This window comes from Comamonas sp. lk (assembly GCF_900564145.1).
GTDB lineage: Bacteria > Pseudomonadota > Gammaproteobacteria > Burkholderiales > Burkholderiaceae_C > Comamonas.
The window spans coordinates 3,336,987-3,361,798 of record NZ_UOOB01000001.1 but is presented as its reverse complement, the minus strand read 5'-3'; the positions used below and the strand labels follow the sequence as shown (position 1 = coordinate 3,361,798).

Here is a 24,812-nt window from a genome sequence, read left to right as displayed (position 1 = left end):
GTTGACGCTTTTGTGATGTACGCTAGCGGCTGTTTCAGCTCTTTTTTCCTGCCGTGGGCGCGGCCGTCTTGGGCGTGAAATCGCAGTATTGGGACACCACGCACTCCCAGCAGCGGGGCTTGCGGGCCTGGCAGACATAGCGGCCCAGCAGGATCAGCCAGTGGTGAGAATCCACGGCGTACTCCTCGGGCACGCGTTTGAGCAGCTGTTTCTCCACTTCCAACGGATTCTTGCCGGGGGCCAGCCCGGTGCGGTTGCTTACGCGAAAGATATGCGTGTCCACCGCCATGGTAGGTTGGCCAAAGGCCACGTTGAGCACCACATTGGCGGTCTTGCGGCCCACGCCGGGCAAGGCTTCCAGTTCTTCGCGGGTGCTGGGCACCTGGCCGCCATGCAGATTCACCAGCATGGCGCAGGTCTGCATCAGATGCTTGGCTTTGCTGCGGTACAGACCTATGGTCTTGATATAGCTCTCAAGCCCCTCCAGACCCAGATCCAGAATTGCCTGCGGCGTATTGGCTACCGGAAACAGCTTGCGCGTGGCCTTGTTCACGCCCACGTCGGTGGCCTGGGCCGACAGCAGCACGGCGGTCAGCAGCTCAAAGACGGTGGTGTATTCCAGCTCGGTTTGCGGCGTGGGGTTGGCGGCCTTGAGCGCGGCAAAAAAAGGCTCGATCTCGCTTTTTTTCATCGCGCTATTGTCGCTTGCCTGCTGCCGTTAAAAAAGCCGCGGGCTTTGCGGGCCGCGGCTTGGACGCAAGACGGGTGCGACCTCAGAGATCGAGGTTGTAGCTGAGAAGCAGGCTGTAGCGCAGTTCGCGCTCGGGGTTGTTGGCCGTGCGGTCACCCATGGGCTTGCTGGCCGCAAGGTCCAGGGAGTAGTGGCGGCTGTCGGACAAGCGCAGGCCGAGGCTGGCCGAGCGCAAGGTATTGCCCGCCAGCCCGCTGGTTCGCTGATGGGTGCGTGCCCATTCATAAAGCACATAGGGCTCGACGGATTTGAGCCACTGATGGGCCATGACAAACTGGTAGTTGCCTTCCACGCTGGCGCCCAGGCCCGAGTCGCCGGAAAACTCTCCCGCCTGATAGCCGCGCCCAAAGCGGTTGGAGCCGAAGGAGATCTTTTCAGGCGTGGGCAGAATGTCGCGGCTGTACTGCCCGCCCACGGCAAAGCCGGCGCCGAATTTGCTGGCAAAGCGGTGGCGCTGGCTGTATTCCATCAGCAGGCGTGTGAAGTCGAGCTTCACGGAGGAGGGTAGAAGCAGCGTCTGGTTGGGGTCCTGATAGAGCAGACCTGCCTGGGCGCCCATGGAGTTCAGGCCCCGCGCCAGCAACACATTGGCCGAGCGTGTGGCCTGCGGGCTGAACGATGACCATGCCAGCTGGGCGTACAGCGTGCGCACCCGCTCATCATTGGCAAGGTACTGGTTGCTGGTTTGCAGCTCCTTGTTGTAGTTGATGGCGTACAGACCGGCCGTACCTGTCAGCTGCGTGCGGTTGCTCAGTATCAAGGGGTGGCTGATGTTGAAATCAAGCTTGCGCTGGCGCGTCAGGTCGTCAATGCCGGGTATGTGCGTGGCGGGGTTGTTGAAGCTGCGGTAGTCAGAAAAGCTGGCCCGAGCCAGCGTGCCTTCGGCATTGAGCAGCTGGGTAAAGCCCAGTGAGCTGAAACGCTCCTTGCTGGGTTTTTGCAGCATGGTGGACAGCTGCAACTGGCTGCCTGCCCACAAGGGGTCGTTGAGCGTGAGCGACGCAATCACGCGCGGTGTGGGCTTGCGCAATTCGCCGCCAAAAGCCACCACCACAGGCTTGTGCTTGGACTTGATGACAAGTGCGGTGGCGCCATCCGTGGTGGTGGGCAGGCTGGCAGAGGCGACAATCTGCACGCCCGGCAGACGGGCCATCAGCTGGGTCTGTCGTTGAAAGGTCTGGGTGGTCAACGGTTTTTCATGAAGCAGGGGCTGGGCCAGTTCGCGAATCCCGGATTCGGAACGCCCGAAATCGCCCTCCAGCTGAAGATTGGCCACATAGCCTTCAACCACGGTGACCAGGACCACGCCATCGGCAAAGTTCTGTGGCGGCAAAAAAGCAAAAGAGAGCGCAAATCCGCGTTGCTGGTACAGCTCTCCCACTTTCTGCGCCGCCTGGGCCAGAGCGCCCACGGTATGGGTGCCGTTGATGAAGGGCGTGAACAGGGCGCTGACTTCATCGAAGGCAATGGCCGAGCTGCCTTGGACATTCACGCCCCTGACAGCGACTTGCACGCTGGCAATATCCTGGTTGCCGACCTGGGGCGTCTGTATCTGTATCGGCACCTGAGGGCGGCTGGCTGGCGGCACGCGGGGCAGGGTTTGCAGCGGATTGCCCGACTGGGCCCATGTCAGAGCCGTGCCGAAAAGCAGCGGCAGGCTCAGCGGCAAAGCGCGTGCCCAACGCGAGCGGCGAAAAGTTCTTGTTTGCTTCATCTCCAAAACGCCCTCCTGTCTTTTCTTTCTCTGCTGCATTTTTAGTGGCTTACCTTGTTTTGGGTATAGGGGTCTGTCGCAAAAAAGCCCGCACGCAGCGGGCTTGTAAAGCAGGCGATGCCGGATGACATCGCCCATGCTTTACTTGGCAGTGGCGCCCAGACCTGCCGTCAGCGCTCCCACGCTTCCGAGAACTCCGCCCAGCAGACCACCCAGTGGGCCGGCCTGGGCTTCCGTGCCCGCAGTCACATTGGTGGTGGCATTGGCGGCCACGGTCAGCCCGCCGGTCACGCCAGAGACCAGATGGGTGACAGGCGCCAGGATGCCGCCCACGGGAGCCGTGGAGCCGCTGGCCACACCACCTGTCAGTCCGCCGACAAGGTGAGTGACGGGAGTGAGAATGCCCCCTATGCCAGCTGCGCCACCAGAGCCGCCGGTCACACCGCCGGTGAGTCCGCCGACAAGTTGGGTGACGGGCGCCAGAACGCCGCCTCCACCGGAACCGCCTGTCAAACCCCCGGTCAGACCGCCGACCAGGCTGGTGACTGGAGACAGAGGACCTCCGTTGCTACCGCCATTGATTCCACCCAGCAAACCGGTAACCGGCGAGAGCAGGCCGGCACTGCTGCCGCCGGTCACGCCGCCAAGCAGGCCGGTGACGGGGCTGAGCAAGCCGGCATGGGGAGTGGAACCTGGTGTTTTGGCCAGACCGCCCAGGCCGGCAACGGTCTCGCCCACTCCGTCAACCACCTGGCCCAGCGGTGCGACGATGGGGGCGTCGGTAGCGGCAATACCGGTGCCTACATGGCTGACCAAACCTCCCACGGTGGTCAGCAGATTGTTGACCGGCTGACCAATGCCGGTGGTCTGACCCAGGTTTTGTACCGTGCCGACCACGCTGCCCAGAATGGGTGTGGCGGTGCTGCTGAGATTGCTGGTCAGTCCGCTGACCAGAGGGCTTTGCGTCACTTGCTTGACCGTTCCTTCCAGGCGGGTGACGCCGCCTCCCACTGTCTGGACGAGACCGCCTGCCAGACCCGCCACATCGCCCACGGCGCCCAACTCTGGCTTGTCCAGTGCGCTGACGGTCTTACCCACGCTGCCGACAGCTTGACCCAGATAGCCCACGGCAGGGGCCACGCTTTGTACCGTGGTGCCTATGGGGTCGGCGGTCTTGCCGATTTGACCCAGCCCCGAGCTGACTCCGTTGGTCAGAGACGCGACGGCAGAGTTGGTGTTGCCCAGAATGCCGCTGGCCGGCTGTGCGATGCCGCTCAGCGGGGTGTTATCTGTCGCCTTGCCCAGCACGCTGGTGACCAGCGTATTGGCATCGGTGATCACGCCGTTGACGCCACCCAGGGCATCGCTGGTGTTGTTGACGGTGTTGCGAACCACGGTCAGAGAATCCGCCGCAGGGTTGCCGCCGTTGTTGCCCCCACCGGTCCCGCCGCCCGTGCCACCGCCTGTGCCACCGCCTGTGCCACCGCCTGTGCCACCGCCTGTGCCGCCGCCTGTGCCGCCGCCCGTGCCACCGCCGCCGGCGACCACATCGCCACCACCGCTGCCGCCGCTTCCCGCGCCGGTATCGCTGCGAAGCGAGCCGCTGGAACCGCAGGCCGCCAGGCTGGCCGCGAGGGCCACGGCGCAAAGACTGCGCAGGCCCAGACCGGTTTTGCTGTTCATGTCCGCGGACAGCAAGCTCTGTGTCAAATCAGAAGTACGCATAAAACCCTCGTCTTAAAGATGTGCACCAAAAGAAATCGGAGTCCATGCCGCCTGCTGCGGCGGTGTGTGCATATTCCTGTTTCACGTCCGAAACTGTCCAATTCATATCTCCAGAAACGAAGTTACACTTAATTAATAAATCCTATCGAAAGTGACATATTGCTAGGTATCGTCTTACGCTTCTCTGGCATTTGTACCTACAAATACAAGAGTGTTTCCCGACGGCCCGCCGGGCGCGCCACAATAGAGCGCTTGCGGGCAGGTGCTACTGCCTGCAATTCCCATCTCCGTCGCGCTTTAACGAAAAAACGTATGCAATTTGCCAAACGACTCGATAACGTAGAGACCTCTGCGATCCGTGAACTGTTCAAGCTGCTGGGCAAGCCCGGCATCATCAGCTTTGCAGGCGGCTTTCCGGACAGCGCCATGTTTGATGTGGCAGGCATCAGTGCCGCATCGGCAGCCGCCCTGCAGCAAGAGGCCGGTGCGGCATTGCAATATGGCGCCACCGAGGGCTATCAGCCGCTGCGCGAGCAGCTCTCGACCTTCATGGTCAGCAAGGGCGCGCCCGATGTGGCGCCCGAGCAGCTCATCGTGACCACGGGCAGCCAGCAGGCGCTGGATTTGCTTGGCAAGACCATGCTGGGCGAAGGTGACAAGGTTATCGTGGAAGGCCCGACTTTCCTGGCCACCATCCAGTGTTTCCGCCTTTATGGCGCTGAAGTCATCTCCGCTCCCGTGGACGAGCACGGCGTCAACACCGATGCGCTGGAGGCGCTGATTGCCGAGCACCAGCCCAAGCTGGTCTATCTGATTCCCACTTTTGGCAACCCCAGCGGAGCCACGCTGAGCCTGGAACGCCGCAAGAAAGTGCTGGAGCTGGCCGTCAAGTACCAGACGCTGGTGGTGGAGGACGATCCCTACGGCGATCTGTACTTCGATGCAGCGCCGCCCGCCAGCCTGCTGTCGCTCTCGCGCGAAGTGCCTGGCAGCCGAGCCTGGCTGGCGCACTGCGGCTCGCTGTCCAAGGTGCTCAGCCCCGGTCTGCGCATAGGCTGGCTGATTGCTCCGCCCGAGCTGCTGTCCCGCGCCGTGATGTGCAAGCAGTTCAGCGATGCCCACACCAGCACTTTTGCCCAGGCCACGGCAGCGCAATACCTGAAGTCCGGCGCCATGCCCAAGACTTTGGCTCATGTGCGCGAGGTCTATGCCAAGCGCGCCAAGGCCATGGGCGATGCGCTGCGTGAGCAGCTCGGCGATGCCGTGGAATTTGTCCAGCCCCAAGGCGGCTTGTTCCTGTGGGTGCGGCTGACGGGTGCTCGCGGTCAGCTGGCCGATGCCGGTGTCCTGGCAAAAAAGGCCATTGAGGAAAGCGTGGCCTTTGTACCGGGCACGCCTTTCTATGCACAGAACGCCGACAGCGCCACCTTCCGCCTCTCGTTTGCGACGGCCGACGAAGAGAAGATTCGCGATGGCATTGCGCGTCTGGCCAAGGCGCTGAAAGGGTGAGCATGAGCGAGGACATGGAGTCTCTGCAGACCAGGGTGATGGAGCTGGAGATCAAGGCCAGCTATACCGACGATCTGCTGGAGCAGCTCAATATGACGATTTACCGCCAGCAGCAGCAAATCGACATGCTCATCAACGAGTTGCGCGAACTCAAGCGCCAGGTGCCCGAGGGTGGGGGTGCCGGGCAGCGCAATTTGCGTGACGAACTGCCGCCGCACTATTGAGGACGGTGATCGCAGAGACACAAAAGGCCGGAGCAATCTCTGGCCTTTTTTGTCTCTGCTTTGGAGTGTTTTATGCCTGCAGCCTATATCCGTATTGCGCTAGCAGCTATGAAAATCATTCCTTGGGGGCCTCGGCCGCAATGTGTTTCATCTTGCCCATGAACAAGCAGGTGAAGAACACCGCCATCACCAGAATCAAGACGATGACGATCAGGCTCATCAGCCCGTAGTCGGTGGAAAAAAGATCGATCATCAATTTCATGGGGCCTCCTTGTGCTGAGCCGCCAGCATGCGGTCATAGGCCGACTATTGCCCGAAGCCGGCGTCCAGGGCTTGTGCTGTGTCAAGCTTTGACGGTCGCTGCTTTGCGTGTGCGCAAGAAGCGAGGCGAGGACTCAGGCCGTAACCGCAGCCGCGCATGAAGCAGCCCGCAAAAAAGCCCTGCAATCGCTTGCAGGGCCTGAGGCTGAAATACGGACGGTTTACTTGCGCAAAAACGGCAGCGGCACCTCTGGCGGTATGGGGCAGATATAAGGCTTGCCACCGCGGCGCTGCAGCAGCTCCTGCTTGGCCAGGCTTAGCTGCTCGGGATGGGCCAGCAGTTCGATGGCGGTGGCCGTCAGAATCTTGGCCGCACGCACCATGCCTGCATGGGCCAGGGTGGATTGGCCTTGCGAGACCATCTGCCATGAATGCAGCGGCGTGCCGAAAGCGTAGCAGGCCACCCAGGCCTGGACCGTGGGCGTGATCCAGCTCACATCGGCCACGTCGGTGGAGCCGAACATGATGTCGTTGACCTTGGGGTCGTAGGGCGACAGGCCTTCGAAGATGGCCGGAACCTTGCCGCGCAACACGCTGGCCAGCGGGCGGCTGACGGCGTCCACGTCGTTCTGATCCAGCGTGGCCTGAAACTGGCCGGCCACGGACTGGGTCTGCGCATCCACCTGCAACTGGCCCAGAGCCAGCATCTGCGCATACATCACCTCGTTCAAGGTGCTGTTTTGCAGCAGATTGGAGCAGGCCTTGTCGAACACGATCTCCAGCTTGCAATCGGTCATCAGCGCCGCACCACGGGCCACGTTCTGCACGCGCTCGTAGAGTTCGGCTGCTTCGTGGTTGCGCGCTGCGCGTATCAGATACAGCGCTTCGGCGCGGGCTTGCACCACATTGGGCGACAGGCCGCCGCTATCGGTCACGGCATAGTGCACGCGCGCATCCGAAGGCATGTGTTCGCGCAGATAGTTCACGCCCACGTTCATCAACTCCACCGCATCCAGCGCGCTGCGGCCCAGGTGCGGCGAATGTGCGGCGTGCGAAGCCTTGCCGTGGAAGATGAACTTGGCCTGGATATTGGCCAAAGTACTCTGACTGAACAGGCCGGTGTAGCTGGCCGGGTGCCAGGTCAGCGCGGCATCGACATCGTCGAACACACCGGCGCGCGCCATAAAGGTCTTGCCGGAGCCGCCTTCCTCGGCCGGGCAGCCGTAGTAGCGCACGCGGCCGCTCTGGCCCGTGCGGCTCAGATGCTGTTGCAGCGCAATGGCCGCAAAGTGGGCCGATGTGCCCAGCAGGTGGTGGCCGCAGCCATGGCCGGCCAGGCCCGGACTGTCGGTGGATGGCGTGCAGACCAGGGCGCCGCTTTGCTGGTTCAGACCCGACAGCGCATCGTACTCGCCGAGCAGGGCAATCACCGGGCCTTCGTGACCCCATTCGGCCATGAAGGCCGTGGGAATGCCGGCCACGTTCTGGGTGATGCGAAAGCCGGCCTGTTCCAGCGCTGCCGTGTGCAGTTGGGCCGAGGCATTCTCGGCATAGCGCAGCTCGGCCAGCGACCAGATCTGATCGGCCAAAGCCGTCATGCGCGGGGTTTCACGCTGAAAGAAATCCTGCAGGGCGTTCATCGCTTGCATGGGGAAAATCCTTTGCCGGGTGCTTGAAGAAAGATGGGCGGGCGGGGAGTCAGGCACAGCGGCTTATTCGGGCTTGACGCCGGCCTTGTCCAGCAGCGCCTTGTTGCGCTTGAGTTCGGCGGCGATCTGGGCCGGGAACTGCGCTGGAGGCGTTTCGGTCGAGGTGGCGCCCAGATTTTTCAGATGCTTTTGCACCTCGGGCAGATGGGCAGCCTTGACGGCGGCTTCCTGCAGCTGCTTGACGATGGCTGCTGGTGTGCCGGATGGAACGACCAGACCGAACCAGCTGATGCCCAGCTCGTTGAGTTCTTCATAGCCCAGTTCTTTGAAGGTGGGCACATTGGGCAGGTCGGGCGAGCGGCCGTGGGAGGCGACCACCACCGGCACCAGCTTGCCGCCCTTGATCTGGGGCATGGCCGAAGGCAGCTGGTCGGTCATGATCTGCACCATGCCGGCCAGAGCGTCATTGAGCGCCGGGCCGTTGCCGCGATAGGGCACGATCTGGATCTGGGTCTTCATGGTCTCGTTGAACGAAGCCACCATCAGATGGCCCAGCGTTCCGAGACCCGGCACGCCGGCGCTGTAGCTACCTGGCTGGGCCTTGATCTTGGCCAGAAAGTCGTTGAAGTTGTTCACGCCCATCTTGGGGTGTGCCATATAGACCGAGGGCATGGTCACTAGATTGGCTACGGGCAGCAGCTTGCCTTCCAGCTTGATTGCGCGCTTGTAGAGCAGGGGGTTGATGGTGGCCGTGCTCACGGTGGCCATGCCAATGGTGTAGCCATCGGCGGCGGCCTGGGCAATGGCTTCGCTGCCTATCAGGCCGCCGGCGCCGCCCTTGTTGTCCACGATCACCGGTTGGCCCAGGGTGGAGCGCATGCCTTCAGCAATCACCCGCGCCACGATATCGGTGGAGCCGCCTGCCGCAAAGGGAACGATGAGCTTGACGGGCTTGCTGGGGTAGACATCGGCGGCCAGCGCCTGCGCTGCCGGCAATGCCCAGAGGGTGCTGGCGGCGGCCAGGGAGATCAGGCTGAGGCGGCGAAAGCGGCGGTGTTGGCATGAGGGTGTGGACATGAGCGACTCCAGAAAGATATCGGCGACAGCGCGTCCATAGGCATGGTGCAGGTCATGCTGTTTGCGCCGTCATTGAAGTGAAATATAGAAATTTCAACGGCTTTGCAGTGCACGATATTTGCCGCAAGCTATAAGCTATGTCGATAGCTATGAGGCTTCTCCCTGTGAGGCTTGTAGCGTGATAAGTGCAAACCCTAGGTTCTCCATGCCCAGCCCATATCCTTTTTCCGAGTTGCAGCGCAGCGACGATGTCGCGACGCCAGAAGGCAAGCAGCTGTTCTCCCGTTTGACCAAACAGGGGCGCTTGCGCCAGCTACAGCTGCTGGTGGCGCTGCAGCAGTGCGGCTCGGTCCTGCAGGCTGCCGTGCACCTGAACATGAGCCAGTCGGCTGCCACCCAGGCCTTGGCAGAGCTGGAGCGGGTGCTGGACATGAAGCTGTTCGAGCGCCATGCGCGGGGCATGCGGCCCACGGTGGCGGGCCAGACCTTGATTGATGCTGCGCACGGCATGCTGGCCGGGCTGCAGGAGGTTTCAGAGTCGCTGGCCTCCATACGCCGTGGGGCGGCCGCTGCGCTGCGCATGGGCTCTATTCCTGCGGCGGCCATGTCCATCCTGTCGCAGCTGCTGCCGCGCTTTTATGAGGCGCATCCGCAGGTACATGTGGATGTGCACGAGGACGCCAGCACGCCTTTGCTGTCGCAACTCATGGCCTCCCGCCTGGACGTGGTGTTCTGTCGCCAGCCCCAGATGCTGCCGGCCGCTTTCGCCTTCGAGCCTTTGCTGCTGGATGCGGCCGTGGTGATTGCCGATGTGGAACATGCTCTGGTGGGGCGCCGCGATGTGGCGCTGCAGTCTCTGAGAGGCGCACGCTGGGTGTTGCCCAGCTTCGGTATCGCAGTGCGCAGCATCGTGGAAAACGAGATCCTGCCGGTGCTCGAGGATGCGTCATGGTTTCCTGCCTCTACCGTGTCCCTGCCGGTGCTTGAGGGGCTGCTGACCCAGCCCGGAGCGGTATCCCTGGTGCCACGCAGCATTTTGCCGGGCCTGCGAACCCAGGGCCGCGTGCGCGTGCTGGATGTGCGCATAGCCGGCGGCTTGCCGCCGCTGGGGGCCGTGTATCGCATAGACCGTGCGCCCTCGCTGCTGCAGGAGATGCTCAGGCTGTGGCAGAGGCTCAAGCTTGATCACGCCGCGCCCGTGCCTGCGGCTTAGTCAAGGCCGGTGACGGCCGCTGAAAAAAAACAGGGCTGCTGGTCATTTCTACGTGTCTTGGTGAAAACAGCGCTGACTTTTGTGCATAAGAATAGAGGCTGAGAACGACCCGATTTTGAGGACATCATGAAGGGCGGTGTTTAAAACGTTACTTGCTAGCTTGAGCGCCTAAGGGTTGGGTGAGTTGGTAGGTTCGCCGCATTTATCGGTGATGGGGCCTATGGCACCCAGCCGGTGTATGAGGCGGAGATTCAAGGGGGCGCCGCCACTATCACTTCTCCACGAAAAAATGTCTGGCTACGTAAAGGCAAAACCTTTGCATGCCGAAATGCGGTCGTCGCCAGATGCCGACCGACATTTGGGTCGGGGAATCTGGGAAGTGTGGAGTGGCTACCACCGGCCTTGTCTAGTGGAGACAAAGATGAACTGCTTTAAACAATTGGACGAGCGGGTCATGCCCAGAACCTTCGAGCGCCAGGCCAAAGAGCTGCATATCCGTGCCGCCATTCTCAACTGGTTCACTGAACTCGGCCGTCCGCAGACGGTTGCCATGGCATAGCTTCATCCTGGGTCAGGGGCAATTCGACCAAAATTGGATTTATGCGACAGCGCCCACTCAAAAATGGACCCCAAAGGGGCATGCGGCTAAAAAATTTGACTAGTTTTAAGCCGCAAGCCCACTCGGCCTGGTCACTTTATCCTAGAGTGCATGAATCCAACCTGCGCAGTATTCGCACGCCGCCATTCGCTAGGCGTGGCCTTGAACCAGCGGCAGAACGCGCGCGTGAAGTTGCCCTGGGTGCTGTAGCCGAGCATTGCGGCGATCTCGCCTAGCGGCATGTCCGTGTCTGACAGAAGTTGCGTCGCCAGACGACAACGCGACTGCTCCAGCAAGCTGGTGTAGTCGGCGTCCATTCCTGCAAGCCGCCGGTAAAGCGTATGCCGGTGCACCCCGAACATGCTGGCGATACGCTCGTTGCTGCAGTCGCCGCGCAGCAACTGACTCTCGATCGCGCGTTTCACCTGACCAGCAAAATCCGAGGGCTCGCTGACCTCCAGAGCATCAAGCTGCCGCTTGAGGAAAGCATCGAGCTGCGCATCGGTGCGTCCGCGCGGCTTATCGAGCTCTGCGGCCGGAAACAGCAACTCATGTCGCGGCTGGTCGAACAGTATCGGCGCACGAAAAAGCTTGGCCCAAGCCTCCAGGTTGGCCGGCCGACGATGGGCGACACGTACCAGAGCAGGTTTCCACTCCGCGCCCAAGACTAGGCGCAGGCTCGTCATACCACCGGCTAGGTAGGCGCTCAGCAGAGCTTCCCGACCGGGAAACTCCACCTTGGCGGTGTAGCCCAGTACCGCATAACCCTGATCTTCCTCTAGTGTCATGTTAAGGCCGCGATACCACATGCTTGCGTAATGCCGCAAGTCCTCAAGCGCTGCGCGTGCTGTTGCCGCATTGAGCGCAAGGGCACGCACCGGCCCCACGTTTTCGAGCTGCGATCCTCCGCCCACTAACAACGGTAGGTCCTCATGGCCGCTGAGCTCGATGGCGGCGAGAAGAATACGCCCGTGCAGGTGGATTGACGAAGGCACCAGGGGGTCGCGCAGAGCACGCTTGTCGATGCCGAACTGACGCAGCAGCGCGTGCCCATCGTGGCCCAGTGTGTTGAGCATGGACGCGATGCCGGACAGAGGGCCGACAGGTAGCGAATCGGGGGTGCCAGGAGAAGCCAAGGGGAGACCCTGAGTGATGTGCTGCGAAATGATAAATCAATGCCACACAAAGATAAACGACAAGAGGGCAAAAAACCGACGATTCATCCATCCAACCTCACTAGGAGACATTGATGGAATTCCTCGACGACAGCCTCTACCCCGAAAACCAGCAACCACTGGTGATCCAGGTTGCTCCCTATGGTCCGCAGTACACGCCTTCCTGCTCGAGCGACATTCCCGTCAGCATGAAGGAGCAGGTGCAGAAAGCCGTGGATTGCTGGAATGCCGGCGCCACCGTGTTGCATGTGCATGTGCGCGAAGAAGATGGCAAAGGCAGCAAGCGCATGTCCAAATTCAACGAGATGCTGGCGCGTCTGCGTGACGCCGTGCCCGACATGGTCTTGCAGGTTGGCGGCTCTATTTCCTTCGCACCTGAAGACGAGGGGGCCGCCGCTCAATGGCTGGATCACGATACCCGTCACATGCTGGCCGATCTGAATCCCAAGCCCGACCAGGTAACCATTGCGATCAACTCGAGCCAGATGAACATCACCGAGATGCTCACGGCCGATGACATCCAGGGCACGCTGCTGGAAAAGCCCGAGTACTTCAAGGCATACACCAATATGGTGGTGGACGCGACGCCGGAGTTCCATGTTGAACACCTTAAGCGTCTGTCGGAAAAAAGAATCCAGCCGCATTTCATGCTGGGCCATGTACACCAACTGGAGACGGTGGAGCGTCTGATCCGCAAGGGCCTGTACACCGGCCCGCTGGTCTTGAACTACGTCGCCATCGGCGGCGGCGCTGCGGGTTTCCATCCCAGCGACCTGATCGAGTTCGTACGCCGCACGCCCCCCGGTTCAGTGCTGACGATAGAGAGTGCAATGCGCGCCGTGGCGCCGATGAATGCCATCGCCATTGCTCTGGGCTTGCATGTGCGTGTCGGCATCGAAGACAACCTGTGGGGAAGAAAAGGCGAGCGCATGAGCTCGGTGCAGCAGATCGAGCAGGCGGTGCGCCAAGCACGCGAGCTTGGCCGCGAAGTCGCCACCGGCAAGCAGGCCAAGCAAATCTACAAGATCGGTGAATGGTATGACAGCGCTGACGAGACCATCGCCCAGCTTGGCTTGGCACCCAACCGCAAGCCCGGCCAAACCGGCTTCACCGTTCCGGGCCGGGGTTGATCATGGGCAAGACCTTTGCAGACAAGGTGGCGCTGGTCACCGGCGTAGGGCCTGGCCTGGGCCAGGGGGTGGCGCTCGCTTTTGCCCGTGAGGGCGCGAGCGTGGTGGTGTGCGATGTCAATGAAGAAGCCTTGGCGGCCACTCAAAAGGCCGTCGAAGCTGAAGGCTCGGCCTGCCTGGCACTGCGCTGCGACGTTTCGGACAGCTTGCAAGTGCGCGAGATGTTCGATGCGATGATGGCGCGCTTTGGCACCTTGCACATCCTGGTCAACAACGCTGCGCTCACACCCAATCGGGCGATAGACACCGAGCGCCGCAACAAGCTCTATAGCTACAACAGCACACCGGTGCCGCGCGACACGCTGGGCTTTACCAGTGAGATCAGCGACGAGGAATGGCATCGCTGCTGGGGTGTGAACGTACATGGCGTCTTTTACTGCACACGCGAGGCGCTGAAAGTCATGCAGCCGCAGCGCTACGGTCGCATTGTCAACATCGCTTCCATTGCCGGTATTTCCTCCAAGAGCGCGCATAGCCCGCACTACAGCGCGACCAAGGGCGCGGTGGTCGCCTTTACACGCTCGGTGGCATATGAGGTGGCCGGAGCCAACATCCTGGTCAACGCGATGGCTCCTGGCGGCGTGGCCACGCCGGCCTTCAATGCCTACCTGGAGAACATTGGCGAAGAGGCGCGCAATCGGCTTTGGCAAGGCTGTCCCACAGGACGCTTCGGAACGGTCGAGGAGTACGCCAGCACAGTGCTGCACCTGTCCGGTGAGCACTACATGGTGGGTCAGGTAGTCAGTCCCAATGGCGGATCGACCATATGAACGGAGGAGCTCCATGCATAAATCGATGATGCAAATGCCGCTCAATGTTTCGGCGTTGATTCAGCATGCAGATCGCCACCACGGCAACACCGAGATCGTCTCACGCCGCGTGGAAGGCGACGTTCACCGCACTACCTGGCGCGAGCTGCACACCCGCACGCGCCAGCTAGCCAATGCGTTGACGACGCTGGGGCTTGAGCCGGGTGAACGCGTCGCGACGCTGGCCTGGAACACGCACCGCCACCTGGAGCTTTACTACGCCGTGGGAGGTTGCGGAAAAGTAGTTCACACCATCAACCCCCGCTTGCTGCCAGAGCAGATCGCGTGGATGCTGAACCATTCCGATGCGCGGGTGCTGTTTTTCGACGCCAACTTTCTGCCCCTGGTGGAAGTCGTTGCCCCGCATTGCGAGCGGCTGGACCACCTCGTGGTGATGACGGATCGCACCCACATGCCGTCTTCGTCCAAACTGCCAACCCTGGCATGCTACGAGGAGATGATGGACACCGCTTCCACGCAATTCGACTGGCCCGAGCTCGACGAGAACGCCCCCTGCGGCCTGTGCTACACCTCCGGCACCACGGGCAACCCCAAGGGCGCGCTGTACAGCCAGCGTTCCACGGTGCTGCATGCCTATGCATCGGCTTTGCCCGACGCGCTGTGCATATCCTCGCGCGATGTGGTGATGCCCGTCGTGCCCATGTTCCACGTCAATGCCTGGGGCCTTCCTTATTCAGCCGCACTGGCGGGCGCTAAGCTGGTGTTGCCTGGGCCCGCACTTGATGGCAAGTCATTGCATACACTGATGGAGCAGGAATGCGTCACCTTCTCGGCAGGCGTTCCGACCATCTGGCAAGGCTTGCTGCATTACATGAACACCGAGGGGGCACGCTTTGCCAGCTTGCGCCGCACGGTGGTGGGTGGATCGGCCTGCCCGCCGGCAATGATCCGCGCCTTCGACGAGCAGTACGGTGTCGAGCTGATTCATGCCTGGGGCATGACCGAGCTGTCGCCGCTGGGTGCGGTCGGCCGCCTTAAGTCCAAGCACCTCGGGTTGCACAAGGACGTCCAGCGCAAGGTGCTTGAAAAGCAGGGCCATGCGATTTTTGGCATCGACATGAAAATTGTCGACGAGGCTGGCGCCGAGCTGCCCTGGGATGGCAAGGCCTTCGGCGAGCTGATGGTGCGCGGACCCTGGGTGATCAGCGAATATTTCAAGCACCCGAGCTCACCGCTGCGTGACGGCTGGTTCCCCACCGGGGACGTGGCCACCATCGATGCCGACGGCTATATGCAGATCACCGACCGCGCGAAAGACCTGATCAAGTCCGGCGGTGAATGGATCAGCTCCATCGAGCTCGAAAACGAGGCCTGTGCGCACGCGGCGGTGTCGATGGCGGCCGTGATCGGCGTGCCCCATCCCAAGTGGGACGAGCGCCCTGTGTTGCTGGTGGTGAAGAAGCCAGGTGCTGACTTGACGCGCGAAGACATGCTCGACTTTCTGCAAGGCAAGGTCGCCAAGTACTGCATCCCCGACGACGTGATTTTTGCCGACTCCCTGCCCATGACTGCGACGGGCAAGGTGCACAAGCTCAAGCTGCGCGAACAGCACAGCGCTCACCTAACACCCCCATGAGGACCACATATGCAAACCACCGTTTTTGATCGCCTGCAAACCGTGGACCCAAGGTGGTCCGCCGCCTGGAAAGCTCTGGAGGCGCAAAGCGCCGGCGCCTCGCTTGACCCCAAGCTGGTCGCGTTGCTCCGCCTGAATATTGACGTGACCGCCACACACCTTTACGCGCCCGGCGTGCAGCGCCATGTGCGCGCAGCGCTGGACGCTGGTGCCACACGAACCGAGATCATGGCGGTCTTCAAGCTGGCTGCAGTGATCGGGATTCACGCACTGGCCCTGGGGGTGCCCATGCTTGAGAGCGAGCTGGCCGGACGTGGCATCGCTGATGAAGCCGCAGCGAAGCCTGCCACACCGGTGACCGATGCGGTACGCGCCAAGGGCATGTTCAATCCTCTCTGGGACACCCTATCGCGCTGGGACCCGGTGTGGCTGGAGCGCTTCCTGGAGATGGGGTTGCCATTGTGGACCGATGGCGTGTTGCCACCCCTATGGATCGAGTACCTTTGCATTTCCGGCGACGCTGCGATCTCGCATATGTACGGCCATGGCACACAGCGCCATATTGAGGCAGCCTTGCAGCTTGGTGCATCCCGTGAGCAAGTGCTCGACGTGCTCAAGATCGTCAGCCTGCAAGGTATCGAGGCCATGGAGTTGGCGCTGCCCATGCTTGATGCAGCCCTCGCCCAAGGCACACCAAAGCGCGTCGCCTGAAACATGAGCATCTTTGCCTTGACCGCATGCCTGGCTCTGAGTCGTTGGACTGACCACGGTCCAAATCGCTGCGATGGGCTGGCCTCCCATCTTGATGGGGAGCACTGAGCTGGTTTCATTGGAATACGGTGCTCCAGCTGCCTTGAGTCTTGACTGCTTATCCAAAACACCTTTCATATATCGACACCGGAGACATCATGAGTACACGTCGTTGCATCCTGTTCGCGCTGGTAGCCTTGGGTACCAGCTTGGCCCCCAATCTCCATGCGCAGGAGGCTTGGCCCAAACGACCTGTTCGTATGGTCATTGCCAGCCCGGGAGGCTCCGGGCCCGACGTGCTGCTGCGTGTCATGACAGAACGTGTATCACAAGCTCTCAAACAGCCTGTGGTGGTAGACAACCGGCCCGGCGCCAATGGCCATCTGGCGACTATCGAAGTCGCCAAGGCCCCCGCCGATGGCTACACGGTGCTGTTTGCATCAGCAGCTGGCACAGTGGTCAACCAGGCGCTGCAACCCGATCTGGCACTCAATGTTCTCGCCAAGTTCACTCCCGTCGCGCAGATAGGAGCTGGTGGCATCCACCTGGTCACTTCACCGGACTTTCCGGCGACCAACTTGCAGGAGTTCATTGCTTACGTTAAGGCAAATCCAGGCAAGCTCAATTACGCAAGCTGGGGCGTGGGTTCCACGGGCCATCTGGTGATGGAATCACTGAAAAATCAATACAAGTTGGATGTCCGGCATGTCCCCTACAAAAGCGTGCCGCAGATCTACCAGGACATGGGCGGTGGGATCATCAAGGTCGCTTTCGTTGACGCGACGAGCTCCCTTCCGCTGATCAAGAACGGCAAACTCAAGGCGCTGGGTAATACCGGCACGGCCCGCGGTCCCGCGCTGCCAGAACTTGCGACCTTCACCGAGCAGGGTGTCAAGTTCGCCGCCGACGGCTGGTACGGTGTCTTCGTGCCCAAAGGCACGCCAGACGCTGTGGTGAGCCGGCTACACCGAGAGTTCCTGAAGGTGATGATGGACCCCGCCATGAAGGAGCGACTGCTCCAGTTCAACATGGCCCATCCGCCGCTCAAGAGCCCGGAGGAATTTGGCAAAACGGTCGCTGCCGATCTGTTGCTGTGGCAGTCGATCGTGAAAACCAACGGTATCCGTATCGAGTAAGGCGAGTTTGCTGGCGGGTTGGCAAGAGAACCCGATGGCCGCACAGGCACAGGCACAGGCACAGGCACAGGCACAGGCACAGGCACAGGCATCGCGGCATGGAGGTTCAGCGCGCAGTTACAGCGTGCACCCCCACGGGCGCTCTTGGTGTCATCCCTTCTTTGCCTGGTATCTCGGATGCCTTTGCAACCGTTCTTCCGTCTATGAAACCAAGGGCTTCGTGACGGGCACATGCCCGCCCCCCTTGATGTCCTGCTATTGCCTATTACTTGTTGCATTGGCTTAGCGGGTTGCCGTGCACGTTACTAACGACTAGAAAAAAGAGTGAGACAACACGATGACCCATTCATTCGTGAAAACAACAATGGCTACAGTAATCCTGGCAGGTGCCGCATCCCAGGCTTCTGCGCAAAGCAGCGTACAGCTCTATGGCATCGTAGATGCTGCAGTGCGCTCGACAAGCAATCATGGAAAGACTCAGATGGTAGGCGGGGGGATGTCCCAGAGCCGCTGGGGCATCAACGTGACCGAAGACTTGGGTGGAGGACTGTCGGCTATCGCGAATCTGGAAGATCGCTTCCTGACGGATACCGGAAACACCGCTGTCGTGAATTACTTTCAGCAGGCCTGGGTAGGCGTGCGCGACAGGCATTTGGGCCAACTCACTTTGGGCCGTCAGTACAACGTTCTGCTTGACGTTGCGGCGTCGACCTATGCCTCTTTCCCATATCTGCCATTTATGGAGGTATACAAGCCCGAGATTGGGTTTTCCATGGGGGCACGCACCAACAACACGCTCAAGTACATGATGGCCTTGGGTGCATGGCGCGCAGGCTTGCAGTATTCCTTTGATGAAGGAAATACTATTGCCAAAAAAGGCCGTGACCTTGATCTGACGGGTGGCCTGGCCATGAAGACGGCTGGCGGCTACTTGCGTTATGCAAGCAATGGCTTGGCAATTGGTGGTGCTTACCTGAACACCAAGATGCCTGGCGGTACCGAGTTTGATGCTTATACGGTGGGCGGTTCCTATCGAGCTGGACCGTGGTACTTCAGTACCGGCTATGCCATGAACCAGCGCAAGAACACCCTCGCGGCGGAAGACTCTCGCCTGATCAGTGCTTACTGGGGGGCGGAAATCAATGGGGGCTTCGCATCGGGAGATTCGAACAAGCGTCAGCTGATCCAATTGGGTACTGGTTACCAGATCACCCCGCAACTCAATTTGGGGGCGCACTTTTACTACGCCAAGCAAGGCGGATCTACCTCCGGAGCTTTTAACAGCAAAGCTAACTTCATCGTGGCCGTCGCCAATTATGCTTTCAGCAAACGCACGAGCGCCTATATGGGCGTGGACTACACCCGTGTGAGTGGCGGTGCGGGCTCATATATCGAAAAAACCTCAGCAGGTGCTTTGGTGAGCAACCGCACCGGAATCACCATCGGACTGAGGCACTGGTTCTGAGTCAATCTTCAGGTGCTGCTGGAAAGCACCAGAGTCTTGCGCACCCATTTGCACGCTATCTTGGAAGATGCGACTAATGCCATCGTGGGCATAACCTGCACTGCCACGCGCACTCACGCATTGGCTGGAGCACGATAAACATGCCATTGGTATGAAACGCGTGTCTCCTTCTCAAATGCTTCGCCAGCGTATCAACTCCGGTTAAGTGAGTAGTTCAGCCAGCGGAAGTCAGTCCTGAAGACCAAAGGAAGATGAGGCAGCCTGCTCGGCTAGGCAGTCGAGCAGTTCCAGTGCGGCGGCCGATGGCAAAGGCTGTTGCCGCGTCAACGCAACCACTTGCAACACTTGGCTCATCTCAATGTCGAGTATCTGCACTAGCCCGCGCGACTCGAAGCTGCGGGCCAGCCCGCCCATGACCAGGGCGACGGCATTTTGTCGCTGCACCAGCCCCAGAATTGTTTCGTGCGACAAGGTCTCCACTACCTGGGCCGGCTCCGCAACACCATGGCGACGCAAGGCCGCATCCACCAAGGCGCGCCTGCGCGAAGCGCGCGGTGTCATGACCCAGATGTAATCGCTGAGGTCATGCAGACGGATGTGACTGGTCTTGGCCATGGGATGGTGGGGAGATACGACCCACACCATGTTGTCCACATACAGCGGCGTGATCTGCAGGTCAGCGATGGTGCTGCTTTCGGGGGGGGCACCGACAGCAATGTCCAGGCGGCCGGATCTGAGCAGGGGCAGCAGCGTATCGATAGGCGCTTCGTGCACGGTTAGGTCTAGAGGTGTCGCGGGTGGATGCTTTTTGCGCCAGCGTTCCAGGGTCGGGCTGACGATAGGTGTGCCGCCATGCATCACGCCCAATGACACGCGCCATACCTGAGGTCGGCTGACCGACTCCAGCGCCAGCGCTGCGCGCTGCAGGTCTTCCTCAATGATCTCGGCATACCGGGCCAGGCAGCTGCCTTCGGCCGTAGGTTCCAGCCCCTTGGGAGTGCGAAGGAATAGCGGTACTCCCAGTCCTTGCTCCAGTTCCGCCAATGCCTTGGATACCGCCGGCTGGGTGATGCTCAGTGCATCGGCAACACGGCCCACATGCCTATGGTTGTCTAAGGCCAACAGCAGCCGAAGCTGCCGCAGCTTGAGACCGCGTTTGAGGAAATTCTGCAGGGGTGCGGTATTCGTCATAACCAAATAGTAATCGTAGCGGCTGAAGGTTTCATTGGTGCTTACGCAAGCAACTGAACAGAATGAAAGCACTCAAAAGCAAGCCCTGAAAAGGGTGCTTGTGTCTCCAGCCACCAAGGACATTTATGACGAGTCAGTCTCATCTCTCTTCAGTTATTGCGGCAAGGCCTGAGCAAGCCAGCGAAAGCATAGCCTTTCTGCTGGCTCGGGCGTTGCAGCGCCACGGCATAGAAATGGTGTTCGGCCAGAGCATCCCCAGCTCGCTGCATCTGGCGTGCGAAAGCCTGGGCATACGCCAGATCGGCTATCGCACTGAAAATGCCGGCGGCTACATGGCTGACGGCCATGCCCGCATCAGCGGCCAGCCGGCCGTGATCACGGCTCAGAACGGCCCGGCCGCCACTTTGCTGGTCCCGCCGCTGGCCGAAGCGCTCAAAGCCTCCATTCCTATCGTGGCGCTGGTGCAGGACGTACAGCGCAACCAGACCGACCGCAACGCGTTCCAGGAATTCGACCACCTCGGCCTGTTTGCCTCCTGCACCAAGTGGGTTCGCCGTGTGACCGATGCCGAACGGGTGGAGGACTATCTCGATCAGGCCATTGCCAATGCTTGCGGAGGCCGGCCGGGTCCGGTGGCGCTGTTGCTGCCTATGGATTTGCTGGTGGAGCCTGCACCCAAGGCTGTACGCCGTAACTCGCTGGGCTATTTTCCGCTGGACCGCACGGTGGCCGCTCCCGCCGCTGTGGCCCGCGCAGCGGAACTGCTGCGCAATGCACGCGCTCCCATCGTCATTGCCGGTGGCGGTGTGCATGTGTCTGCGGCCAGCGAGGCACTTGCAGCCTTGCAAAACGATGCGCACCTGGCCATTGCCACCACGACCATGGGCAAGGGCGGCGTGGACGAGACCCATCCGCTTTCTGTGGGTGTTGTGGGTTCGTTCATGGGGCCGTATGCGGCATCGCGCCACCAGCGCAGCCTGGTGACGGAGGCCGACGTGGTGCTGTTGGTGGGCAATCGCACCAACCAGAACGGCACGGATTCTTGGACCCTGTATCCACCCAATGCACAGTACATCCACATTGACATCGACAGCGCGGAGGTCGGGCGCAACTACGAGTCTCTGCGCCTGGTTGGGGATGCCCGTGAAACGCTGGTGGCGTTGCGCCAGGCGCTGGTGGCCGGCGATCTGACTGCCCGTGCAGCGGCACGGGTGCCACTGGAGGCGCGCATTCGCAGCGGACGGGCGCTTTACGAGACCGAGTCCCGGGCTCTGCGCCAATCCAGCGCGCAACCGATACGCCCCGAGCGCATCATGGAAGAAATCGCCGCGCAGGCGACGGTCGATACCATTTTTGTGGCCGACGCCAGCTACTCCAGTACCTGGATTGCCAACTACCTGACGAGCACACGGGTCGGTATGCGCTTCCTGACCCCGCGCGGGCTGGCCGGGCTGGGTTGGGGGCTGCCCATGGCAATGGGGGCCAAGCTGGCAAGTCCCGATACGCCCGTGGTCTGCGTCGTGGGTGACGGCGGCTTCGGCCATGTGTGGTCTGAACTCGAAACCTCCGTGCGCAGCGGCATCGCTGTGACGCTGGTGGTGATCAATAACGGCATTCTGGGATTCCAGAAGCATGCCGAGCAGCTGAAGTTCGGTGAGTTCACCAGCGCCGTGGATTTCAAGCCCGTGGATCACGCCGCCATCGCCCGCTCCTGTGGCTGTGTCGGAGTGCGCATCGAAGATCCGGCCGACCTGGCCGAGGCGCTTGCCGCAGCTGCACGGTCTGGCACAACCACCGTGCTCGATGTGGTGTGCGACCCCGAAGCCTTTCCGCCATTGACCTTCTTCAACGCCAGGCACAAGCAGGTCTGAACTACCTTTACCCAGCCAGCAGCACATACCAGGAGACAGAAAATGGACCGCCACCCGCAACCCATCAACCACCCGGCCGCGTGGACCGTGGACACACTGACCAGCGACAGACGCTGGGTCGTGCGCCTGAACGATAACGATATTGCCGAGATCGACGAGGCCCTGGCCCATGCCAAGGCGTGCGGTGCCAGTGTGCCCGGCATGGTGAAAGAAGACTTTCCGCTGGATGGTTTGACCGCCAAGCTGCATGCCGTGGTGCAGGAGCTGGTCAGCGGCATGGGAATTGTGCTGATCAAGGGCCTGCCTATGGCGCGCTATAGCAAGCTCGAGGCAGGCTTGATCTTCTGGGGGCTGGGCCGACACATGGGCAATGCGATTGCGCAGAACGCCTACGGAGACGTGCTGGGCCATGTTTTTGACCTGGGCAAGGACCCAAGCACCGATGCCAGCGCCAGAGGCTACCAGTCCGCACTCAAGCTGCCTTTTCACACCGATGCGGCCGATGTGGTGGGCCTGATGTGCTTGCGCACGGCCAAGCAAGGCGGTGCGAGCAGCGTAGCCAGTTCACTCGCCGTCTACAACACCATGGCGGCTGAGCGTCCCGATCTTTTGCAGCGTCTGCACGAGCACTTCTACTTCGATGCACGCAAGGAACAAGGCGAAGGCGAAGCGCCTTTCTACCCCACGCCCATCTACCAGCGCCTGGGCGAGAAGGTGTACTGTCGCTACGTGCGCCGCTTCATCGACTCGGCGCAGCGCTTTGACGAGGTGCCCCGGCTCGATGTCCAGCAGCTGCAAGCGCTGGAGCTGTTCGAGGCGTTGCAGCAGGATAAGCGTCTGCGCTATGACATGGAGCTGGAGCCGGGCGATATGCAGTTCCTCAACAACTATGTGGTGCTGCATTCACGCACCGCCTATGAAGACCATGTCGAGATCGACCGCAAGCGACATCTGCTGCGGCTGTGGCTGAACCTACCGGAGCAAGGCCCTGTACCGGCCTCCTTCGAGCGCCGTGCACGTTTCAGCGAGCTGTGGTCGCGCACGCCGCGCGCACCGATCTACGACATCGCCCAGCTCATGGGTGCGACCGAACACTGAGGCCGTGTCATGACCCATTCTGAAACTCAAGACACACTGCAAGGCCGCCTGGTCTGGATCAACGGTGGCTCCAGCGGCATAGGCCAGGCCAGCGCCGAGGCCCTGGCACGTGCAGGTGCTACGGTGATCATCTCGGGCCGACGCGAAGCCCAGCTGTCCGCTGCCGTGGAAGTCGCCCAGCAGCAGGGCCTGAGTCTGCATGCGGTCCCCATGGATATCTGTGAGCGCGAATCGGTAAGCCGAGCAGCGGTGGATATCGAGCAGCGCTTCGGTACCGTGGACATTCTGGTGAACTGCGCCGGTACCAACGTGGCCCATCGGGCCTGGGCCAGTATTGATGCTGATGGCTTTGAACAGGTGCTGTCCGCGAACCTCAGCGGCACCATGTACTGCATGCTAGCGGTACTTCCAGGAATGCGGAGCCAGCGCCGAGGGCTGGTGATCAATATCGCGTCCTGGGCCGGCAAGTTTGTCTCTGCATTGACCGGGCCGTCCTATACAGCGGCCAAGCATGCGGTGGGCGCGCTTACGCAGTCGCTCAACACCGAGGAGTGCGTCAACGGCATCCGGGCCTGTGCCATCTTTCCGGGCGAGGTCGCCACACCCATGCTTCAGACCCGTGCCGTTCTGCCTACGGCCGAGGAGCAGGCCCGCATGTTGCAGCCGGATCAAGTTGCTGCAGCCGTGCGATTTGTGGCTGAAATGCCGGCCGGTGCATGCATCAACGAGATCCTGATGAGTCCCACATGGAATCGTTCTTACGCAGCAGTTGCTCGTGCAGAAGCCGAATTGCAAACCAGGAGACAAGCATCATGAATTGGATCAAACGCATTTCCCGGGCAGTGCTGGTCGCTGCTGTAGGCCTGGGCTTTGGGGCGGGTAACAGCGCATGGGCCCAGAAGAGTGACAACTGGCCCAACCGGCCGATTCGCATGATCGTGCCAGCGGGGGCGGGTTCAGGTACCGACATCATGGCGCGGCTGATGAGCGAGAAACTGGCGCATGCGCTCAAGCAGCCCATCGCCGTCGAAAACAAACCGGGTGCCAATGGCATCATCGGGAACGACTTTATGGCCAAGGCCACGCCAGACGGCTATACGCTGCTGTTTACCAATGCGTCTTCCGTATCGCTCAATGCGGCGTTGCGCACCGATCTGCCCTACGACACGCTCAAGGACCTGAAACCGGTGGTGATGCTGAGCAACGGCGGCGTGTTGCTTGCCGCCCGGCCGGAAGCTCAGGTGAAGAACCTGAAGGACTTCATTGCCTATGCACGCGCTCATCCCGGGCTGTCCTATGCCTCATGGGGTACCGGCTCCACAGGGCATCTCACCATGGAGGCATTGAACATCGCCCACAAGCTGAAAATGCAGCATGTGCCTTACCGCAGCATGGGCCAGATACTCACCGCGCTCTTGAGCGGCGAAGTCATGGTGGCCATGATTGATGCACGCTCGCCGTTGGCCATGATCAAGACCGGCAAGATTGTTCCTGTGGCTATGACCGGCTCCGCGCGGGGGCCGCTGCTGCCCGAGGTTCCCCTTCTCTCCGAGCAAGGCTTCAATCTGCAGCTTGATGGCTGGTACGGCATCATGGCCCCGCCCGGAACGCCCGATGCCATCGTCAACCGCGTACACGAAGAGGCACTGCGGATTCGCAGCGACCCGGCCTTGCGTCAGACCTTCTTCGAACTCAACCTGCCACCCCCGCCGCAAAAAACACCGGCGCAATTCGGTGCCGTGATCCGTGACGAAATTCCGCAGTGGCGCAAGATTGTCGTGACGGCCAATGTCAAGTCGGAGTGAGGAA

21 protein-coding genes and 1 pseudogene are annotated in these 24,812 nt (G+C 61.2%); 14 read left to right on the top strand and 8 right to left on the bottom strand.

Annotated features, from left to right (window positions below; all coding sequences use genetic code 11):
- Positions 1-34: 34 nt before the first annotated feature.
- The 3 genes from nth to EAO39_RS23085 all read right to left on the bottom strand — a co-directional run bounded on the left by nth (position 35) and on the right by EAO39_RS23085 (position 4,148).
- Positions 35-691: an endonuclease III gene (gene nth / locus EAO39_RS15285; RefSeq protein ID WP_120968885.1), complete on the bottom strand. Its 657-nt coding sequence runs from the start codon at positions 689-691 to the stop codon at positions 35-37.
- Between the two features lie 82 nt (positions 692-773).
- A complete protein-coding gene (locus EAO39_RS15280) occupies positions 774-2,465 on the bottom strand; it encodes a POTRA domain-containing protein (RefSeq protein ID WP_240467025.1) in 1,692 nt (563 codons plus the stop codon).
- 141 nt (positions 2,466-2,606) lie between these two features.
- Positions 2,607-4,148: a collagen-like triple helix repeat-containing protein gene (locus EAO39_RS23085; protein WP_276209298.1), complete on the bottom strand. Its 1,542-nt coding sequence runs from the start codon at positions 4,146-4,148 to the stop codon at positions 2,607-2,609.
- A gap of 354 nt (positions 4,149-4,502) precedes the next feature.
- Between EAO39_RS23085 and EAO39_RS15270 the strand changes: the two genes are divergently transcribed.
- Positions 4,503-5,699, top strand: a complete 1,197-nt coding sequence (locus EAO39_RS15270) for a PLP-dependent aminotransferase family protein (protein WP_120968876.1) — start codon at positions 4,503-4,505, stop codon at positions 5,697-5,699.
- Positions 5,700-5,701: 2 nt separating this feature from the next.
- Positions 5,702-5,923, top strand: a complete 222-nt coding sequence (locus tag EAO39_RS15265) for a SlyX family protein (protein WP_120968873.1) — start codon at positions 5,702-5,704, stop codon at positions 5,921-5,923.
- A gap of 115 nt (positions 5,924-6,038) precedes the next feature.
- On the opposite strand, the gene EAO39_RS15260 is transcribed toward EAO39_RS15265, so the two are convergent.
- The 3 genes from EAO39_RS15260 to EAO39_RS15250 all read right to left on the bottom strand — a co-directional run bounded on the left by EAO39_RS15260 (position 6,039) and on the right by EAO39_RS15250 (position 8,910).
- Complete coding sequence (locus EAO39_RS15260) at positions 6,039-6,185, bottom strand: DUF3149 domain-containing protein (RefSeq protein WP_205589396.1); 147 nt, start codon at positions 6,183-6,185, stop codon at positions 6,039-6,041.
- A 220-nt stretch (positions 6,186-6,405) separates the two neighbouring features.
- Positions 6,406-7,833, bottom strand: a complete 1,428-nt coding sequence (locus tag EAO39_RS15255; protein WP_120968870.1) for a M20 family metallopeptidase — start codon at positions 7,831-7,833, stop codon at positions 6,406-6,408.
- Between the two features lie 63 nt (positions 7,834-7,896).
- Positions 7,897-8,910, bottom strand: a complete 1,014-nt coding sequence (locus tag EAO39_RS15250) for a tripartite tricarboxylate transporter substrate binding protein BugE (protein ID WP_120968867.1) — start codon at positions 8,908-8,910, stop codon at positions 7,897-7,899.
- A 205-nt stretch (positions 8,911-9,115) separates the two neighbouring features.
- Here EAO39_RS15250 and EAO39_RS15245 point away from each other — a divergent pair, with 205 nt between their 5' ends.
- Entirely contained in the window at positions 9,116-10,123 is a 1,008-nt protein-coding gene (locus EAO39_RS15245) for a LysR family transcriptional regulator (RefSeq protein ID WP_120968864.1), read from the top strand.
- Positions 10,124-10,475: 352 nt separating this feature from the next.
- Positions 10,476-10,682 (top strand): annotated as a pseudogene (locus EAO39_RS15240) (IS5/IS1182 family transposase); the annotation flags it as partial.
- 131 nt (positions 10,683-10,813) lie between these two features.
- On the opposite strand, the gene EAO39_RS15235 reads toward EAO39_RS15240, so the two are convergent.
- On the bottom strand, positions 10,814-11,797 hold the full coding sequence (locus EAO39_RS15235) for an AraC family transcriptional regulator (RefSeq protein ID WP_120968861.1): 984 nt from the start codon (positions 11,795-11,797) through the stop codon (positions 10,814-10,816).
- Positions 11,798-11,970: 173 nt separating this feature from the next.
- On the opposite strand from EAO39_RS15235, the gene EAO39_RS15230 reads away from it, so the two are divergent.
- The 6 genes from EAO39_RS15230 to EAO39_RS15205 all read left to right on the top strand — a co-directional run bounded on the left by EAO39_RS15230 (position 11,971) and on the right by EAO39_RS15205 (position 18,843).
- Positions 11,971-13,026, top strand: coding sequence for a 3-keto-5-aminohexanoate cleavage protein (locus EAO39_RS15230; protein WP_120968859.1), 1,056 nt, complete (start codon positions 11,971-11,973; stop codon positions 13,024-13,026).
- 2 nt (positions 13,027-13,028) lie between these two features.
- A complete protein-coding gene (locus tag EAO39_RS15225) occupies positions 13,029-13,856 on the top strand; it encodes an SDR family NAD(P)-dependent oxidoreductase (protein WP_120968856.1) in 828 nt (275 codons plus the stop codon).
- Positions 13,857-13,869: 13 nt separating this feature from the next.
- Positions 13,870-15,492 (top strand): 3-(methylthio)propionyl-CoA ligase, encoded by a 1,623-nt coding sequence (locus tag EAO39_RS15220; protein ID WP_120968853.1) that lies wholly within the window; start codon positions 13,870-13,872, stop codon positions 15,490-15,492.
- Between the two features lie 9 nt (positions 15,493-15,501).
- Entirely contained in the window at positions 15,502-16,203 is a 702-nt protein-coding gene (locus EAO39_RS15215) for a carboxymuconolactone decarboxylase family protein (protein WP_120968851.1), read from the top strand.
- Positions 16,204-16,400: 197 nt separating this feature from the next.
- Complete coding sequence (locus EAO39_RS15210; RefSeq protein ID WP_120968848.1) at positions 16,401-17,378, top strand: tripartite tricarboxylate transporter substrate binding protein; 978 nt, start codon at positions 16,401-16,403, stop codon at positions 17,376-17,378.
- A gap of 337 nt (positions 17,379-17,715) precedes the next feature.
- On the top strand, positions 17,716-18,843 hold the full coding sequence (locus EAO39_RS15205; RefSeq protein WP_120968845.1) for a porin: 1,128 nt from the start codon (positions 17,716-17,718) through the stop codon (positions 18,841-18,843).
- Positions 18,844-19,071: 228 nt separating this feature from the next.
- On the opposite strand, the gene EAO39_RS15200 is transcribed toward EAO39_RS15205, so the two are convergent.
- Entirely contained in the window at positions 19,072-20,034 is a 963-nt protein-coding gene (locus EAO39_RS15200; RefSeq protein WP_120968841.1) for a LysR family transcriptional regulator, read from the bottom strand.
- Between the two features lie 125 nt (positions 20,035-20,159).
- Here EAO39_RS15200 and EAO39_RS15195 point away from each other — a divergent pair, with 125 nt between their 5' ends.
- The 4 genes from EAO39_RS15195 to EAO39_RS15180 are packed head-to-tail and all read left to right on the top strand — an operon-like array spanning position 20,160 to position 24,808.
- The gene (locus tag EAO39_RS15195; RefSeq protein ID WP_120968838.1) at positions 20,160-21,905 is read left to right on the top strand and encodes an acetolactate synthase catalytic subunit; all 1,746 of its coding nucleotides are present in this window, start codon (positions 20,160-20,162) and stop codon (positions 21,903-21,905) included.
- 42 nt (positions 21,906-21,947) lie between these two features.
- A complete protein-coding gene (locus EAO39_RS15190; protein WP_120968835.1) occupies positions 21,948-23,003 on the top strand; it encodes a TauD/TfdA family dioxygenase in 1,056 nt (351 codons plus the stop codon).
- Between the two features lie 9 nt (positions 23,004-23,012).
- On the top strand, positions 23,013-23,819 hold the full coding sequence (locus EAO39_RS15185; protein ID WP_120968832.1) for an SDR family oxidoreductase: 807 nt from the start codon (positions 23,013-23,015) through the stop codon (positions 23,817-23,819).
- Positions 23,816-24,808, top strand: a complete 993-nt coding sequence (locus EAO39_RS15180) for a tripartite tricarboxylate transporter substrate binding protein (protein WP_162989588.1) — start codon at positions 23,816-23,818, stop codon at positions 24,806-24,808. The genes EAO39_RS15185 and EAO39_RS15180 overlap by 4 nt, the downstream gene beginning before the upstream one ends.
- Positions 24,809-24,812: the final 4 nt, after the last annotated feature.